This window comes from Clostridium sp. NSJ-145 (assembly GCF_021044725.1).
Classification (GTDB): Bacteria; Bacillota; Clostridia; order Clostridiales; family Clostridiaceae; genus Clostridium; species Clostridium disporicum_B.
Window position 1 is genome coordinate 137375 of record NZ_JAJNOS010000004.1, and the last position, 15815, is coordinate 153189.

Below are 15815 nucleotides of genomic sequence, written 5' to 3' on the forward strand. Positions count from 1 at the left end.
CTGTGTTAAGTGAAATATTTATTTCGCAAAGGTGAAAAGAATTTACTTAGGGTTAAAAAACTATTGTTTAATATTAATAAATGAGTAATAATAAATTCATAAATATTAAAAACAGAGGAAGATAGAAGATGACTAAGTATAAGAAACCTGAATTATTAGCTCCTGCTGGGAGTTTAGAAAAATTAAAGATAGCATTTCAATATGGTGCTGATGCAGTTTATTTTGGAGGGCAATCTTTTTCACTAAGAGCTGCTGCACAAAACTTCTCTTATGAGGAAATGGCAGAAGGTGTGAAGATAGCTAGAGAGTATGGAAAGAAGATGTACTGTACTGTTAACATAATGCCAAGAAATTCAGATTTAGAAAAACTTGCAGAGCATTTAAAGAAGCTAGAGGAAGTAGGGATAGATGCAGTTTTAGTATCAGACCTAGGAGTATTCTCTCTTGTTCAAAAATATACTAAATTACCTATACATATAAGTACACAAGCTAATACTGTAAATTATGAAGCATGTAATATGTGGCATAAGATGGGAGCAGAGAGAGTAGTTTTAGGAAGAGAATGCTCTTTAAAAGATATAATTGAAGTACGTGAAAATATTCCTGAAGATTTAGAACTAGAAGTATTTGTTCATGGGGCAATGTGCATTTCTTATTCAGGAAGATGCTTACTTTCAAGCTATATGGCTGGAAGAGATTCAAATAGAGGAGCATGTGCACAAAGCTGTAGATGGAAATATTCATTAGTTGAAGAAAAAAGACCAAATGAATACTTCCCTATAGAAGAGGATCAATATGGAACATATATAATGAACTCTAAGGATTTATGCATGATAGAGCATATTCCAGAGCTTATGAAGGCAGGGATATCATCATTAAAGATAGAAGGAAGAAATAAGAGTGAATATTATGTAGCTATAGTTGTAAATGCGTATAGAAAAGCTATAGATTTATATTTTGAAGATCCTGAAAACTATAAATTACCAAAGTATTTATTAGATGAAATGTATAAGGTAGCTCATAGAAGATACCATACTGGATTTTTCTTTAATGAACCTATGGAAGAAGGGCTTATATTTGATACAAACAATCACGTAAGAGAGTATGATGTAGTAGCGCTTGTATTAGACTATGATAAAGAAACTGGATTAGCTACGTGTAGACAAAGAAATAAATTTGTAAAAGGTGACATTGTAGAAATATTATCACCAGAAATTACTGGTGAATCTTTTACAGTTGATGTATTGTTTAATGAAGCTGGAGAGGAAATAGATGGATGTCCACATCCAGGAATGATATGTAAAGTTAAAGTTCCATTTGAGTTAGAAAAGAATAGTTTTATTAGAAAAGCATTAGTTTAATTAGAAAAGAGCTAGCGAAAACGTTAGCTCTTTTATCAGTTTTAAATTAATATTAACAAATTATACACATATTTGAAAGTTAAATTAAAATATGTTAAAGTAATACGTGTAAAAAAATTATTGTATAATGTCGATTTGAATTACTGATTTTTGTGAAATTTATTAATTTAATTCTATAAATGTAAGAAATAGCTAAATGGTTTGTGGAGATTTACAATGGAAATAAGGCTATAGCTTGTCTGCGTTGATTATGAATTTTATTTAAAAATAAATTCATAATTTTCTTTAATTAAAAAGCATTGACAATAAATTAACTTTACATTAATAATATTAATGTAAATATAAGTGGAAGGGATGGACTCGATTATGAAATTAAGAGTTATAGCAGCTACATTATTAGCAGCAACATTATTAGTAGGATGCGGAAGCAAAGAATCAGGAGAAAAGTTAACTGGAAAAGCTGAAGGTTTCGGTGGAGAAGTTACTGTAGAAGTTACAGTTGATGGAGATAAAATCACAGCTGTTACTGCAACAGGAGATAGCGAAACTCAAGGAATCGGATCAAAAGCTATAGAAGAGCTTCCAGGTAAAATAGTAGAAGCTAACTCAGCTGATGTTGAAGTAGTTTCAGGTGCTACAGTAACATCAACTGCAATTATTGATGCTGTAAAATCTGCTTTAGAATCTAAATAGTATAATAAAAAACAAAGGGTGAAGTTTATGCTAAGTAAAAAAGACATAAAGTTAATTACTATAATCATAGGAATAAGTCTTATAATTTGGATAGGATATACACTTATGAGACCTAAAGGACCTTCTATAGAAGTTATACACGGCAATACAGTTGTTGAAAGACTAGATCCTAAAGTGGATGGAAGATATACTATTCAAGGTAGTTATGGAGAGCTTGTAGTAGAGGTTAAGGATGGTAAGTTTAGAATTACCGATGAAGAGTGTCCAAACCATGTTTGTTCAGCTATGGGCTGGGTAGACAGTGACGGATATTTACCGATACTATGCTTACCTAATGAAGTAATGGTTGGAATGGAAGGCCAGTTTGATGAGTAAGACTAAGCGACTTATTTACTTAGCATTGCTTACATCTATGGCTATAGCGCTACAGGTATTTGAAAGTATGATAGCAGTACCATTGCCATATGGAGCAAAGCTAGGACTTGCAAATATTATTGCTTTAGTAACTATGGAACTTTTTGATGTAAAAGAACTTATTTTAGTTAACTCTATGAGAGTATTATTGGGATCTCTATTAAGAGGAACATTCTTAACAAGTACTTTTTGGATATCAAGTGGTGGAGTACTATTAAGTAGTTTAGCGATTATCTTTATGAAGAAGTTCACAAAGCAATCGATGATAGGAATTTCTATTATAAGTGCTGTATTTCATAATATAGGACAAATAATAGTTATTACGTTCTTATATAATAATGTTGCACTAGCTGCAATATTACCAATATTATTTATAACTGCTATTCCAACAGGAATATTAGTTGGAATTGCAGCAAAAGAAACAAGTTCAAGAGTAAAATTTACATAGTTAAAAACAAGAAGCTAATTTTTAGCTTCTTGTTTTTTTATATAAATAAATTGACAGAAAAATTAAAAAATATAGAATTTTAAGAAAAAATAATATATAATAATAGGACAAGTTATACCGGTGTAAAAATTTGTAAGACATACATAAAATAGTTTAATAATAGTTTTATATAAGTAATAATAATTAAAGGTTAGGAGGAATAGGGATGGAATGCACATATGCACAAATTGATTTGAATTCGTATGTAGCTAAATATGTAGATGAAATGGGTTGTAGCCTAGAAGAAGCTTGTAGAGAGTTAGGTATAGACCTATCCAAAGTTTTTAATTCAGAAGAAAAAAATAATTATTAAAAAATGATGGCATATTAAATAAGCTAAAAAAGCTATTTAATATGCCAATTTTATTGCAGTTTTTAATTATATAATAAAGAAACCTGCAGCAATTATAAGGTATACAGCCATTAATTGTGCACCTTCAAGCCAATTTGATTGACCATCTCCTGCAACTTTGTTTGCAATAAGAACTGATACTATCAAAGCAACAAGTTCAAATTGGTTAAAAATTATGCTCATTGGTGTGAATAATAGACTTAAAAATATAAGTATAGGAGCAACGAATAGTATAACTTGTAAACTAGAACCTAGAGCTATTTCAAGAGCCACATCCATCTTATCTTTTAATGCCATTGTAATAGCTGTAGTATGCTCAGCAGCATTACCTATAATAGGGATTAATATTATACCTACAAAAAATTCACTTAAACCTAATTTGGATGTAATATCTTCAACTCCACTTACTAAAAATTCACTTTCAATGGCAATTAATATAGTAGCTACTACTAACACGATAATAGCTTTTTTTAATGACCATTTAGCTTTTCCTTCTTCTTCGTATGTCACGGAATATAAATCCTTATGAGTAAAAAAAGAAAAGAATAAACTGCATAGATACAATATGAACATAATTATTGCAACTACTAAAGTTAGACCTTCATAACGAGTATTTAATAATGATTGATTTAAAGTATGAGTAAAAACAGCTGGTATACATAAACCTATTACAGCAAAAAGTAGCATACTAGAAGTAGTTTCTACAACATTTATATTAAATTTTTGAACCTTATGCTTTAAGCCACCAGCAAACATACTAGCACCAAGAACAAGAAGAATATTTCCTATTATAGCTCCAGATATTGAAGATTTAACAACTTCAAATAAACCTTCTTTAAGGGCAAAAAAAGATATTATAAGCTCTGTTGCGTTACCAAAGGTAGCATTTAAGAATCCACCAATTTTAGGGCCAGAGTAAAAGGATATTTCTTCAGTGCCTTCACCCATAAGTCCTGCTAAAGGAATTATTGATAATGCAGCTAAAATAAACATAATAGATGGAGAAAAATTCATAAACTTACCAACTATACTAATTGGTATGAAAATTAACATAAATTTTAATATCTTCATAATTATCACAACCTATCATATAAATATATAATATATTTTTTCCATAATAAATATTATTATTAGTAAAAAATAATTGGATAATAAATCAATTTAAGATATACTGTAAGTGAATTTCTAAATCTTTGATTTACTAAAATGAACTTACTCCTACGAATGTATATGAGTAGTGAGTTTCCTTATAAAAAGATAGGTAGGTGTAAAAATGAATATACAGATATTTGGAACTAAGAAATGCTTTGATACTAAAAAAGCAGAAAGATATTTTAAAGAACGAAGAATTAATTTTCAGTTTATAGATTTAAAAGAAAAATCATTAAGTAAAGGTGAATTATCTAGTGTTAAAAATTCTGTTGGACTAGAAAATTTAATAAATAAATCAGCAAAAGATTATAAAAAGTTAAATTTAGATAAAATAAGAACTGCAGATATGAGAGAAGAAATATTATTTAAAAATCCTTCAGTATATGTCACTCCTATAGTTAGAAATGGAAAACAAGCAACAGTAGGATATAAACCAGAAGTATGGAATGAATGGGAGTAATAGAAATAAAGTGCGAAGCACTTTGGGCAAAAGTTTGACTTCGTCAAAGTCCAAAAGGTCACTTTGTGACGGCCAAAAGATTTACAATAACCAAGAGTAATAACTTAGAGTTAAAAAAGCTTTTGGACATTTACGAAGTAAATCCTTTGGACTGCCGTAGGCACTTTTGGACTCTATGCAGTCGACCTTTCACCTGTGAGCTTAGCGAACAATTTATTTCTATTCTTCCATAACAGCAACGGCTAGAAGTCTAGGACCAGAGTGTATGCCTACTGCAGGAGTTATGGTTCCACAGTGCATAAATGTTGTGTTTGGATGTTTTTCAAGTATAGATTTTAACTCTTCGGCCTCTTTATGCATTGTACCAGTCATAATTATTACTCTTCCCTTGCCACGGTCAAGGATTTCTGTTGCAAGTTTCACTAGTTTATTAAATGCTTGCTTTGATCCCCTAACTTTTGCAAAATTAGTATAGCTACCGTCATCGGCCATAGTTATTATAGGCTTTAAGTTAAGCATTTCTCCAATACCACCGGTTACTTTTCCTATTCGCCCACCTTTAATTAAATACTCTAGGGTATCCACAGTAAAGTACATATTAACTTTTTCTCTAAGGGTAGGGATAGTCTTACAGATTGTATCGAAACTTTCTCCATTGTTAATCATTTTTCCAACTTCTATTACTATTAATCCAACGGCCATAGAGAGAATTTTTGTGTCAAAGATAAATGAAGTTATTTTATCATCATATTGTTCACTAGCTAATCTAAAGCTGTTTATAGTTCCTGATAAACCAGAAGAGATTGGAAGAATAATAGCATGGGTATATCCCTCGCTGATAAGTTTATCATATAAATCACATGCATCTTGTACAGAAGGCATTGATGTAGTTGGTAATTCTTCTTCAATTCTAGAGTAGACTTCATCAGCGGTGATATTAATTCCATCTATAAATTCACCACTTTTATATATTATTTTTAAATTTACAATGTGTACATTATATTTATCTATATATTTCTTTGGTAATCCACAAGTGCTATCTGTGATTAACGCAATTTTATTCATAAGGGCCTCCTTTTATAAAAAAATACTTTGATTATCTTAATATTTGCTTTGTAAAAATAATAACACATAAATATTAACAGTGCAATATGTAGTTATAAAAACTATGTTAAAATATTAGATAAATATTAGAGCTGGCAAGAAGTTACTTTATATTAGGTTTTAAGAAGTAGTATTATTTATATTTTATTTTGAGAGGGAATTGGAATCGGTTCATTTTTAGCATATACGACATATATGATATAATAGAAAATATTGGAGGTGTTAAAGTGAAATTTTATGAAAATTTATCAGAGGCAATGGAGAACCTAACTAAAAGAGGTGCTTTTTTAACAGTAAAAGAAAATGGTAAGGTAAACACTATGACTATTTCCTGGGGGTATGTAGGATATAGCTGGAATAAACCCTTTTTTGTAGCTATGGTAAGACCTCAAAGATATACTTATGAATTTATACAAACTGCTAAGGATTATACTATAAGTATTCCATATAGTGATGAAATGAAAAAAGCTCTTACTATTTGTGGAACAAAATCAGGAAGAGATATAGATAAAGAAAAGGAAGCAAATATAAAATTTGTACCAGCGAAGCTTACAGAAACGCCAGTAGTAGATAATTGCAATATGTACTATGAGTGTAAAATCACTTATGTGGATAGAATTCACAAAGATAGCTTTCCGGAGGAATTAAAGAAGAATTATCCTAAAGATGACTATCATTATATCTACTATGGAGAAATAGTAGAGTGCTACGCAAAGTAGTTTCCTAACGGCAAAGTAAAAAGTCACCTATGGTGAAGGGAAAGGTTTTGCTTACGCAAAAAGGGAAAAGCAGCTAAAGTAGAAATTTTTGAATAAATCAAGCTCTTTCTACTTATAAGTCAACTTTCCACTCTGCGAAGAAGATTTTAATCTTTGACGAAGTCAAAACTTTGATCTTGCGAAGCAACCTTTCACTTACTTTTAGGCATTAATCAAGTCTTTCTAATTTACCCATATATAGTCTTGCAGGAATAAATTTAATTTTAAATTCTTTTTCGTATGAATTTATCCACTTGATTTCTTTTGTTGTTATTAGAGATATAGCTTTTCCTGAACCTAAGCCACGAGCAGTTCTTCCGGCTCTATGAAGATATTCATTTGAGCTTCCAGGGAAGTCAAGGTTTATTATGTGAGTAACATCAGGAATATCTAAACCTCTTGCAGATAAATCTGAAGAAACTAAAACGTTACATTTTCCACTTCTAAATGCATCTATAGCTTTTTTTCTATCTTCCTTAGAAGATTTACCACTTATATAGATTGCATTAACTTTATGATGTGCAAGCTTATTAGTAAGTACATCCATTTCTGTATTATTGTTAACGAAAACTATAGCTCTTTTAGGTCTTTCAGCAGCAAGTAGCTTTCTTAAATTTTCGAATCTATCTCGATTATCACCCAAAATACATATATGTTCTATGTTAGGATTTAGAGATGTTTTACTTTCAGTTTTAATTATTTCAACATCTTCTTTAACTAATGACTTAGCTTCCTTTAAAGCTTCTGCACTTATACTAGCTGAGAAGAACATTAGCTGTCTATCTCTCATAGTTGTTTTTATAATATCTTTTATAACGCTAGTTCTATTGTTACGAAGTAATGAGTCAGCTTCATCTATTACTATAGTTTTTATAGTATGAGCAGTTATCTTTTTCTTTCTTATTAAATCTAATATTCTACCTGGAGAACCAACTATTATATGAGGTTTAATATCTTTTAATTTTTTTATTTGCTTTTCAATATTTGACTCACCCATTATAGTTAATGAAGTTACGTTTGTTTCAGAGTTTGTATTAAGTAATTTTATTTGAGATTCTATTTGCATAACAAGTTCGTGAGTTGGAGCAAGTATAATAGCTTGCATTTCTCTTTTTTCTGTGTTTATTTTGTGGAATAAAGGAATAAGATAAGCTAAAGTTTTTCCACTACCAGTATGAGCTTCACCAATAATATCTTTGTTTTCCAATGCTTTTGGAATACTTAATTGTTGAATTAATGTAGGTTCTGTAATGTTTTGCTTTTTAAGACCTTCTATTATATTTAAATTTAAGTCAAGTTCATTAAATGTTTTAATCATTTTTTTCTCCTTAAGTTTATTATTATCTATATTAGTATACAATAAAATAAATTTTTATGTAGACTTATATCTAACTTTATCGGAAAAAGATAAAGGAATGTTAATTGTAAAAAAATACTAAAAGTTATATAATATAACTATTGAATTATTAAATGGAATAATACTTTTATGTTATAGGGGAGAAGTGTATGGATAATAATATTGCACCACAAACGAATGAAGTAGTAGTAAAGCCTACCAGTAAACGAAAGAAAATATTATTTTTTGCAGTATTAGCAGTGCTTGTGTTAGTTGGATTTACTGCAGCTTATACTAATTCAGAAAATAAGAAACTTGTTAATAGTTATGAAGATAAGGTATATCCAGGAACTTTTGTATTAGATACTGATGTATCAGGATTTACTAAGAGTCAATTGCATAATGTTTTAGAGGAAATGGTTAATGAAATTTCTTCAAGAAAAATAAATGTTGCTGTTGGCGATTCTAATTTTGATAAAAGTTACTTAAATCTAGATACAACTATAGATTATGAGACTTTTGAAAATGAACTTTTGAACTTTGGAAAAGATAAGAATTTTAAAGAAAAACTTTCTCTTATAAAAGAACCGGAAAGTAGAAGTTATGAGTTTGAAATACTTTATAATGAAGATAAAATTGCTGAATTCATAGATACAATAGCTGAACAAGTTAAGGTTGATGCAGTAAATGCAAGTATAAGTATAAGTTGGGATACTATAAGTGTAACAGATGGACAAGTTGGTTATGGATTAAATAAAGAAGAGTTATTTACAAATATAAAAACAGCATTAGAAGATGTTAATGGTGATGACCTTGTTTCGATTGAAGGAAATCTTGAAGAGGTAGATCCAGAAATAACAACTGCAGCGTTACAAACAGTAGATACAAAAATATCTTCATATACAACTTATTTTTCAGCAGGACCAAGTGGGACAAACATTCAAAGAGGAGCTAGTATGATAGGTAATGTTTTACTTATGCCTGGAGATTCTTTTTCAACTGTAGAAGCTATAGGACCTACTACAGCAGAAAATGGTTTTGTTGCTGCTAATACTTATCTTAATGGGAAAGTAGTTCCAGGATATGGTGGAGGAGTATGTCAGATTTCTAGTACTATATATAATGCTGAGCTTAGAGCAGGAATAATTCCTGATTTTAGAACATATCATGAAATGACTGTTGGTTATGTTCCACAAGGCTTAGATGCTACTATAGGTGATGAATGGCCAGATTTAGTGTTTACAAATCCTTATGATTATCCAATTGTTGTTAATGTATATTCTAGTGGTGGTTCAATAACTGCTGAGTTTTGGTCTAATAGCCAAGCTACTGGTGGAATAACTTATGAGCCAAAAGCTTATCAAACAGGAGCATTATCTGCTGATACTTATTTATATGGATATAATTCAGCTGGAGAATGTGTATCAGAAGTATATTTAGATAGTAGTGTCTATAAACCTTTTAGTTAAAAAAATATTTTATATTTAAGGAGTTGTTTTTATAAACAGCTCCTTTTATTATATTTACAAAATAAAAATATAGAGAACTAAAAATTGATTATTAAAGTATAACTATTTTTGAGAAAATAAAAGCTAATCACAATTAATTATGAAAATACAACTAAATTGATGGGAAAATAAAAGAATTTGAATTTTGACTTATAAATAATAATGAGTATGATAATATACAGATAAATTCGAGAGAATGGGGGAGTTAATAGAAGTACAGTTATATGTGGATATGATTACAATTGTTGCTTGAGTGGTTTTATTTAAAATGCAAATGAAAAAAGTAAAGTAATATTTGTCACAATATATACAAATAATACTAAGAGAACTAATTTAATAGTAATAAGGAGATACAAAAGATGAAAAAGATATTTGAAATTTATAAGGATGATATTAGAAGCATATTTAAGAATTATGCAGCTATTATTGTTCTAGCTGCCTTATGTATAATACCATCTTTATATGCTTGGTTTAATATTAAGGCATCATGGGATCCGTATTCACAGGACGCAACCAGTGGAATAAAAGTTGGGGTTGTTAATCTTGATAAGGGAGCTAATTTTAGTGGTAAGGATATTAATATAGGTGATGAAGTTATAGGTCAACTTAAAGACAATAAGCAGCTTGGGTGGCAATTTGTATCAGAAGAAGAAGCTGAAAGAAATGTTGAAAATGGAAATTATTATGCAAGCATAACAATCCCAGAAAATTTTTCAAAGAATTTAACATCCATATTAAGTGACAATGTTACAAAGGGAGAAATTATTTATACTGTTAATGAGAAAGTTAATGCAATAGCACCTAAGATTACTGTCAAAGGTGCAACAGCACTTCAGGAACAAGTAACTAAATCAATAGTTGAAACAGTTAGTAATGCTATATTTGGAGTTGCCAATGAGGTAGGAATACAACTAGAAGAGCAAATTCCTAAAATAACAACAATATATAATTCGTTAGTAAAGATTCAAGGAAGTTTTGGTGATATAAATAATACTGTAGATAAAGCTGCAGATGGAGCAGAAAAGATTCAAACTTTAATTACAGAGATTCAAAATGATATTCCTAAGATTCAAGATACTTTAACTAATGCTCAAAATTTAAGTAGTGAAGTACAAAATTTCATTACATCTTCTCAAGGTGCAGTAGAAAAGTTATCACCAACTATTAAGCAAGATATTAAGATAGTTAATGAAGTTTCAAAGGATATTGCAACATATACTGAAGGGGTAAAAAATGCAATTAACTCAGGAGCTGATAATGCACCGGCAATGGTAGATAACTTAATAAGTAAGGTTAATGGATTAAAAGCAACAGCTGATTCAGTACTTAATATTTTAAATACATTGAATAAGTTCTCAGGAGGATCTTTAAGTAATGCAATAGATAGTTTGACTAATATCAGCAATACTCTTTCTACAGCTTTAGGAACTCTAAACGATATTAAAACTAAAGTAGATAGTGGAGTAGTAATAGATTTATCTCTATTAGATAATATCGTTACAGCTGCTAATGATATAGCTAATATTACTGATGGAATATATGCAAATTATGATTCAACAATAATACCTGCTTTAAATGATACCTTAAATCAAGCTTATAATGTTGCAGGAGGAGCATTAGACATACTTAAAGGAGCAGAGGCTAAGCTACCTCAAGTACAAGATATACTAAATACAGCATATGCAGGAGCTCAAAAAGGTGAAGAAGGAATAGCTTTTGTTAAAGAGGCTCTACCTCAAGCTGAAGCAATGATAAATGATTTAGTAGATAAGATGGCTGGTATTAGTAATGAACAGGAATTGAGAGATGTAGTTAATTTATTGAAGGCTGATGTTGCAAAGAGAAGTGATTTCTTAGCCAATCCAGTAAATATAGTAGAGAATAACTTATATCCAATGGGTAATTATGGAACAGCAATGACTCCATTCTATACAGTTTTATCACTATGGGTTGGATTAACTCTTTTAAGTTCAATGTTATCAGTAGAAAAACATGGAGAATATACTCCAACACAAGTTTATTTTGGAAAGTTATTATTATATTTAACAATTGCTATTATTCAAGCATTAATAGTGGCATTAGGAGATTTATATATTCTAAAGATATATTGTGTTAATCCGGCATTGTTTGTTGCAGGAATAGTATTTACATCTATAACATTTACATTCATAGTGTATTCTTTAGTTTCTGTATTTGGAAATGTAGGTAAGGTTTTAGCAATAGTATTACTTGTTTTACAAGTAGCAGGATCAGGAGGAACATTCCCAATTCAACTAACTCCAAGATTCTTCCAAGTAATAAATCCATTCTTACCATTTACATATTCAATATCTTTTGCAAGAGAAGCTATTGGTGGAGTTGTACAGTCAGTATTAACTAAAGATATTATTGTTTCTCTAATTTATATAGTAGTAGCATTATTAGTAGCTTTACTTTTAAAGAAGCCTATAAATAAGCTTTCAGAAGGTTTTGTTGAAAACTTTAAAAAGAGTGGAATTGGTGAATAAAGAAGCTATTAATTAGTAAATATAAAATAGTAATTAGATTTAATATAATATATGTCTATAATATATTTAAGTATATAAATTATTATAGGCATATATTTTTTTATTTTATTTGAAGTTAAGCTATGATAAAATAAAAATGTAAATAAATTGTTAACAAAAGTGTGGGGGATTTTATGAGAAGAAATGAAATTGATTGGATAAGAAATATTTGTATATTGATGTTATTTGTTTATCATACAGCAGCATTATTTACTGATTTTGGAGATTTTTATGTTAAAGCTGAAAATAGTAATTTATTTTCTAACATATTTATTTTATTAACATTTTCTTGGTATATGCCACTTTTATTTTTCTTAGCAGGAGCATCAACTTATTTTGCATTGAAAAAAAGAAGTGGTGGTCAGTATATTAAAGAAAGAGTCAAAAGATTACTTATACCATTTATATTTGGAATTTTAGTTGTCGTACCACCTCAAACATATTTAGCTAGATTATGGAGAGGAGAAAAAAATATAAATTATTTTAGTCATTTAAAAATGTTTTTTACAAATGTAAGTGACTTTATGGGTTTTGATGGTAATTTTAGTCCCGCTCATCTTTGGTTTATTATATTCCTTTTTGCAATATCAATTGTAGGGGTTCTTATAATAAAGTGGCTGAAAACTAAGCCAGGAAAATTTATAAGTGATTCAATTAAGCCTATAGTTTTGGGAAAAAGGTCTTTATTGTGGGTATTAATAGCGTTAATAACTTTAGAGATGATTCCTACAATAGGAGGGAAAGGTGTATTAACGAATTTACTATTATTCATTCTAGGATATGTAGCCTATAGTGATAATGAAGTTATAGAAAGATTATCTAATAAAAGAAGGTTATTTTTAGCCTTAACAATTGGAACTGTTATGTTAGGTGCACTGTACTTTTTCTTAATAAGGAATACACAAACAGAATCTATAGTTTATATATTAGATAGTACACTAAAGAGTACGATATCATTAATTATGGGAATAACTATAGTATCTTATGGAATTAGATACTTAAATAAAAGCAATAAATTATTAGCTTATTTAAACAAAGCATCTTTTCCAGTATATATATTACATCAAACAATCTTGTTAGTATTAGCATTTTATATATTACCATTAACTTTACCTGCATGGGTTTCTATAGTGTTAATAATTAGCTTATCTTTTGGTCTTACATTTATAGCCTATGAGATATGTAGAAGAATTAAATTTATGGATGTTTTATTAGGGATGAAATAGTTTGATTGATAATTTGAACATATAAAAAAATAATGTTTATTAAAAAATTTGCAAATAGATTAAAAAGCCATGGATTATAAATATTCTGGCTTTTTTCATTTTTTAAATAAAATATTTTAATTTTCATTGCACATACTATTTTAGAGAGTGAGAAAAGTGGAGGCAAACATATGAGTAATAAAGACATATTTTTAAATGATGTAAAAAGCGGAGAAAATATAAAAATTTCTTTGATGGTTATGAGAATAATGTTTAAAGATACTAGCAAAGTTGTTGCTATATTAGCAGATAAAAGTGGAGATATAAAAGCTACTATACCTTCTAAAAAAGGAGATATAGTAGAAGGTAGGGTTATATCTGTTGAAGGTAAAAAAGATAGCAATTTTGATGTTAAGAAATATGAATTTATTGATGAATATGAAATTGAAGATTATCTTCCAACAGTAAAAAGACCAGTAGAAGATATTATGGAAGAGTTAGAACTATATACTGATGAATATATACTTTCAAGGGAAGGAAAGGCCTTAAATAATTATTTTTTTAAGAATGAAGAATTTTTAGAGAAGTTTAAAAAGGCAATTGGTGGAGTATCTATGCATCATAATTATATAGGTGGTCTCGCAGAACATACATTAGGGGTTATGTATTTAAGTATAGTATTTTCTGAAAGATATAATTGTAAAAACAAGGAGATTGCCATATTAGCTGCAAAACTTCATGATATAGGTAAAATATATGAGATGAGCTACGATGGACCTTTTAAATATACACTTCAAGGTGAGATGGAAGGTCATATAGTTATAGGAATTCAAATGCTTGATAAAGCTTTTGAGTCAGAGCCTAATCTTTATTCGGATGAATTTAAAGCAAGAATAAAAGGATGTATTGTTCAACATCATGGAAAACCAGAGTTTGGGTCCCCTAAGGATATGAATATGGAAGAGTCTTATATTGTGCATTATGCCGATTATGTAGATGCAACAATGAATAAGATAGAAAAGATTAAAGAAAAGTATCCAGATGGTGGTTGGACTGATTATGATAGAAAATTAGAAGCAAGGCTATATTTATAGTGGAGGTTAAGCATGAATAAAGTAATTAAATTTTTATTGACGTGTATGTTATTTATTATATCTGTTGAGAGTACTACCTTTGCTTCGGAAGAAAACAAAGAGATGGATTATATATGGAATACAAAAAGAGATTTATTAGTTTTAATGTTAACGTATCCTCAATGTATTAAAGATATAGAAAAAGATGAAAAGGGATTTGTTTATCTTGTAATGCAAAATAATAATAAAGTTCTTTATGATGATAAAAAAGAGAAAAGTCATGAACAGAAGTTTTATAATTCTGACTTACAGGATACTTTAGAACAAATTTATCCTTTGGATATGATAAATAATGTTATGGAAGAAGGGCAAGACCCAGGAAGAATTAGATGTTATTCTTTTTTAAGTAATATGTATGGTAATAGTAAAGAAGCTGTACAGAAAAATATAACTAATAAAAGTACTTATTATGGTTCAATGATGTTTAATAAAGTAAATGGTGCAGCGGATAATCTTGAGAAGGCACTAAATATTATAAGTGAGCTTGCAAAGGAAAATCCTAAGATATATAATTTTGTATCACCAACAAGCGGAACATTTAATTATAGAGTTATACAAGATACAGGACAACTTAGTCCACATGCTTTTGCTATTGCAATAGATTTAAAGAGTGATCCTGCGGATTATTGGAAATGGTGTAATAGAGAAAAAGGTGGAAATAGAATTTCAATTTATCCTGAGGAAATAGTTAAGACTTTTGAAGAATGTGGCTTTGTTTGGGGAGGAAAGTGGTCACATTTTGATATATTACATTTTGAGTATAGGCCAGAAATAATATTAAAAGCAAAATATTTTGGTGAGTGTAATAATGCAGAAAATAGCGAATGGTATGAAGGTTGTACCATAGATGAAAATACAGAAGTTTTAATTGAAAAGATTAATAGTGTTATAGATAATTAAAGAGTAAATAAAAATTGTAAGTTGACTTACTATTTTTTAATGTTTATAATCTTTAATAATAGTGAGGTGAACAGTATGGTGAATAAGAGTAGTAAAAAATTAGTTTTAGGCGCATTATCAGCGGTTGCAGCTTCTGTTGCAGCAGGAGTTTTTGTAAAAAGAACCATGCAGAGTAAAGGGGAAAATAAGCCTGAAAAGGAAAAGAAGAAAAAGAAAAGTAAAAATGTTTATTACACTGTATCATTAAATGATATATATAATACATATGATGATAAGACCTTTTCAGAAGAAGATATGATAAATGAAATAAAGAAGGAAACATCACTTTAAATTGATGGATAGTTAGGAAGGGGCTACTAAATGTGGCTCCTTATTTTTGTATATATTATATTAAAGAAAGTAAAAA

Annotated in this window: 16 protein-coding genes; 13 read left to right on the plus strand and 3 right to left on the minus strand. The window is 29.1% G+C overall.

Annotation, left to right across the window (positions count from 1 at the left end; translation table 11 throughout):
* Positions 1-128 precede the first annotated feature (128 nt).
* The 5 genes from LQE93_RS05545 to LQE93_RS05565 all read left to right on the plus strand — a co-directional run bounded on the left by LQE93_RS05545 (position 129) and on the right by LQE93_RS05565 (position 3268).
* Positions 129-1361, plus strand: coding sequence for a peptidase U32 family protein (locus LQE93_RS05545; protein ID WP_231072539.1), 1233 nt, complete (start codon positions 129-131; stop codon positions 1359-1361).
* Between the two features lie 366 nt (positions 1362-1727).
* Positions 1728-2054 carry an FMN-binding protein gene (locus LQE93_RS05550; RefSeq protein ID WP_055263645.1) on the plus strand — a complete coding sequence of 109 codons (327 nt, stop codon included), beginning with the start codon at positions 1728-1730 and terminating at the stop codon, positions 2052-2054.
* 27 nt (positions 2055-2081) lie between these two features.
* Positions 2082-2429: a NusG domain II-containing protein gene (locus LQE93_RS05555; protein ID WP_055263643.1), complete on the plus strand. Its 348-nt coding sequence runs from the start codon at positions 2082-2084 to the stop codon at positions 2427-2429.
* Positions 2422-2916 (plus strand): Gx transporter family protein, encoded by a 495-nt coding sequence (locus tag LQE93_RS05560; RefSeq protein ID WP_055263641.1) that lies wholly within the window; start codon positions 2422-2424, stop codon positions 2914-2916. The genes LQE93_RS05555 and LQE93_RS05560 overlap by 8 nt, the downstream gene beginning before the upstream one ends.
* A 205-nt stretch (positions 2917-3121) precedes the next feature.
* Positions 3122-3268 (plus strand): hypothetical protein, encoded by a 147-nt coding sequence (locus LQE93_RS05565; RefSeq protein ID WP_172675732.1) that lies wholly within the window; start codon positions 3122-3124, stop codon positions 3266-3268.
* A gap of 66 nt (positions 3269-3334) precedes the next feature.
* Here LQE93_RS05565 and cax read toward each other — a convergent pair whose 3' ends face one another.
* On the minus strand, positions 3335-4378 hold the full coding sequence (gene cax / locus LQE93_RS05570; RefSeq protein ID WP_055263638.1) for a calcium/proton exchanger: 1044 nt from the start codon (positions 4376-4378) through the stop codon (positions 3335-3337).
* Positions 4379-4580: 202 nt separating this feature from the next.
* On the opposite strand from cax, the gene LQE93_RS05575 reads away from it, so the two are divergent.
* Positions 4581-4919 carry an arsenate reductase family protein gene (locus tag LQE93_RS05575; RefSeq protein WP_055263636.1) on the plus strand — a complete coding sequence of 113 codons (339 nt, stop codon included), beginning with the start codon at positions 4581-4583 and terminating at the stop codon, positions 4917-4919.
* A gap of 219 nt (positions 4920-5138) precedes the next feature.
* Here the strand turns inward: LQE93_RS05575 and LQE93_RS05580 are convergent, their stop codons facing one another.
* Positions 5139-5984, minus strand: coding sequence for a DegV family protein (locus LQE93_RS05580; protein ID WP_231072541.1), 846 nt, complete (start codon positions 5982-5984; stop codon positions 5139-5141).
* Between the two features lie 266 nt (positions 5985-6250).
* Here LQE93_RS05580 and LQE93_RS05585 point away from each other — a divergent pair, with 266 nt between their 5' ends.
* A complete protein-coding gene (locus LQE93_RS05585; RefSeq protein WP_231072544.1) occupies positions 6251-6742 on the plus strand; it encodes a flavin reductase family protein in 492 nt (163 codons plus the stop codon).
* Between the two features lie 208 nt (positions 6743-6950).
* Here the strand turns inward: LQE93_RS05585 and LQE93_RS05590 are convergent, their stop codons facing one another.
* Positions 6951-8099 (minus strand): DEAD/DEAH box helicase, encoded by a 1149-nt coding sequence (locus tag LQE93_RS05590; protein ID WP_231072546.1) that lies wholly within the window; start codon positions 8097-8099, stop codon positions 6951-6953.
* A 188-nt stretch (positions 8100-8287) separates the two neighbouring features.
* Between LQE93_RS05590 and LQE93_RS05595 the strand changes: the two genes are divergently transcribed.
* The 6 genes from LQE93_RS05595 to LQE93_RS05620 all read left to right on the plus strand — a co-directional run bounded on the left by LQE93_RS05595 (position 8288) and on the right by LQE93_RS05620 (position 15739).
* Positions 8288-9586 (plus strand): VanW family protein, encoded by a 1299-nt coding sequence (locus LQE93_RS05595; RefSeq protein ID WP_055263630.1) that lies wholly within the window; start codon positions 8288-8290, stop codon positions 9584-9586.
* 398 nt (positions 9587-9984) lie between these two features.
* On the plus strand, positions 9985-12132 hold the full coding sequence (locus LQE93_RS05600) for a YhgE/Pip domain-containing protein (RefSeq protein ID WP_231072548.1): 2148 nt from the start codon (positions 9985-9987) through the stop codon (positions 12130-12132).
* A gap of 173 nt (positions 12133-12305) precedes the next feature.
* A complete protein-coding gene (locus LQE93_RS05605; protein ID WP_231072550.1) occupies positions 12306-13397 on the plus strand; it encodes an acyltransferase family protein in 1092 nt (363 codons plus the stop codon).
* Between the two features lie 170 nt (positions 13398-13567).
* Entirely contained in the window at positions 13568-14470 is a 903-nt protein-coding gene (locus LQE93_RS05610) for a 3'-5' exoribonuclease YhaM family protein (protein WP_231072551.1), read from the plus strand.
* 12 nt (positions 14471-14482) lie between these two features.
* Positions 14483-15409: a M15 family metallopeptidase gene (locus LQE93_RS05615; RefSeq protein WP_231072553.1), complete on the plus strand. Its 927-nt coding sequence runs from the start codon at positions 14483-14485 to the stop codon at positions 15407-15409.
* A 75-nt stretch (positions 15410-15484) separates the two neighbouring features.
* Positions 15485-15739, plus strand: coding sequence for a hypothetical protein (locus LQE93_RS05620; RefSeq protein WP_231072555.1), 255 nt, complete (start codon positions 15485-15487; stop codon positions 15737-15739).
* Positions 15740-15815 lie beyond the last annotated feature (76 nt).

Coding starts and splice junctions, on each gene's coding strand:
- LQE93_RS05550 (WP_055263645.1), top strand. CDS start 1,728: ATGAAATTAAGAGTTATAGCAGCTACATTATTAGCAGCAACATTATTA.
- cax (WP_055263638.1), bottom strand. CDS start 4,378: ATGAAGATATTAAAATTTATGTTAATTTTCATACCAATTAGTATAGTT.
- LQE93_RS05595 (WP_055263630.1), top strand. CDS start 8,288: ATGGATAATAATATTGCACCACAAACGAATGAAGTAGTAGTAAAGCCT.
- LQE93_RS05620 (WP_231072555.1), top strand. CDS start 15,485: ATGGTGAATAAGAGTAGTAAAAAATTAGTTTTAGGCGCATTATCAGCG.
- LQE93_RS05575 (WP_055263636.1), top strand. CDS start 4,581: ATGAATATACAGATATTTGGAACTAAGAAATGCTTTGATACTAAAAAA.
- LQE93_RS05590 (WP_231072546.1), bottom strand. CDS start 8,099: ATGATTAAAACATTTAATGAACTTGACTTAAATTTAAATATAATAGAA.
- LQE93_RS05615 (WP_231072553.1), top strand. CDS start 14,483: ATGAATAAAGTAATTAAATTTTTATTGACGTGTATGTTATTTATTATA.
- LQE93_RS05600 (WP_231072548.1), top strand. CDS start 9,985: ATGAAAAAGATATTTGAAATTTATAAGGATGATATTAGAAGCATATTT.
- LQE93_RS05565 (WP_172675732.1), top strand. CDS start 3,122: ATGGAATGCACATATGCACAAATTGATTTGAATTCGTATGTAGCTAAA.
- LQE93_RS05580 (WP_231072541.1), bottom strand. CDS start 5,984: ATGAATAAAATTGCGTTAATCACAGATAGCACTTGTGGATTACCAAAG.
- LQE93_RS05605 (WP_231072550.1), top strand. CDS start 12,306: ATGAGAAGAAATGAAATTGATTGGATAAGAAATATTTGTATATTGATG.
- LQE93_RS05560 (WP_055263641.1), top strand. CDS start 2,422: ATGAGTAAGACTAAGCGACTTATTTACTTAGCATTGCTTACATCTATG.
- LQE93_RS05545 (WP_231072539.1), top strand. CDS start 129: ATGACTAAGTATAAGAAACCTGAATTATTAGCTCCTGCTGGGAGTTTA.
- LQE93_RS05555 (WP_055263643.1), top strand. CDS start 2,082: ATGCTAAGTAAAAAAGACATAAAGTTAATTACTATAATCATAGGAATA.
- LQE93_RS05610 (WP_231072551.1), top strand. CDS start 13,568: ATGAGTAATAAAGACATATTTTTAAATGATGTAAAAAGCGGAGAAAAT.